The sequence below is a fragment of the Flavobacterium ginsenosidimutans genome, from assembly GCF_003254625.1.
In the GTDB taxonomy this organism is placed as follows: Bacteria; Bacteroidota; Bacteroidia; order Flavobacteriales; family Flavobacteriaceae; genus Flavobacterium; species Flavobacterium ginsenosidimutans.
Window position 1 is genome coordinate 1 of the sequence record NZ_QJRJ01000036.1, and the last position, 655, is coordinate 655.

The 655-nt window shown below is 41.5% G+C and carries 1 protein-coding gene; it reads left to right on the top strand.

Annotated elements, in window-relative coordinates; translation table 11 throughout:
- A partial coding sequence (locus DM444_RS00175) for a hypothetical protein (RefSeq protein ID WP_204251645.1) occupies nt 1–655 on the top strand: 655 nt, incomplete at both ends.

Sequence of the window (655 nt, forward strand, 5' to 3'; positions counted from 1 at the left end):
CAGCGGGAGCAGTTTGTTTTAATAGCTCTGCACAAACAACAAATCTGACTTATAGTGCTACGACAAATACGCCTACTACGTACAGCATTACTTGGAATGCGAGTCCAACGAACACTTTTGCAGCGGTTACTAATGCAGCATTAACAGCAAGTCCGATTAGTATTGCAGTTCCAGCAGGCACAGCAGCAGGAACTTATACAGGAAACTTAACTGTCCGTAATGCAAATGGATGTGTCTCTACAGTCAATAATTTTACAGTTACAGTTAATCCGCCACCGACTATTACATTGGGTACGGCTGGAGCAGTCTGTTTAAGCACTTCGGCACAAACTACAAATTTGACTTACAGTGCGACAACAAATTCGCCGACAACATACAGCATTGTTTGGAATGCAAGTCCGACAAATAGTTTTGCAGCCGTTACAGATGCAGCATTAACAGCAAGTCCAATCAGTATTTCTGTACCTGCTAATACAGCTGCAGGAACTTATACTGGAACATTGACGGTAAAAAATGCCAATGGATGTGTATCTGCAGGAAATAGTTTTACAGTCACAGTTAATCCTTTGCCAACTATTACATTAGGGACAGCGGGAGCAGTTTGTTTTAATAGCTCTGCACAAACAACAAATCTGACTTATAGTGCTACGACAAA